This is a genomic window from Paraburkholderia sp. SIMBA_054 (assembly GCF_046534875.1).
GTDB lineage: Bacteria > Pseudomonadota > Gammaproteobacteria > Burkholderiales > Burkholderiaceae > Paraburkholderia > Paraburkholderia hospita.
Genome location: NZ_JAWRXV010000446.1, coordinates 1 through 322 on the forward strand (window position 1 = coordinate 1; position 322 = coordinate 322).

Genomic DNA, 322 nt, shown 5'->3' on the forward strand with positions numbered 1-322 from the left:
CGCAGATTGTTGCCGTGCGCCTCGACGATGCGCAGATGCCGCTCGTCCGGGTCCTTGCGTTCGTCCGGATACTCGATGGTGCGCGCGCCGGACATGTACTGCCCCGTCATGGAGGCCGCGTTCGCCTGCACCTGCTTCGGCGTGCCCTCGGCGATCACCATGCCGCCATGCTCGCCCGCGCCCGGACCCATGTCGACCACGTAGTCGGCCATGCGGATCATGTCTTCGTCGTGCTCGACCACGATCACCGAGTTGCCCAGATCGCGCAGATGCTTGAGCGTGGAGATCAGCCGGTCGTTGTCGCGCTGATGCAGTCCGATGG

The 322-nt window shown here is 65.8% G+C and carries 1 pseudogene; it reads right to left on the bottom strand.

Going from position 1 to position 322, the window contains the following annotated elements:
* A pseudogene (locus SB822_RS55840) lies at positions 1-322 on the bottom strand (excinuclease ABC subunit UvrA); the annotation flags it as partial.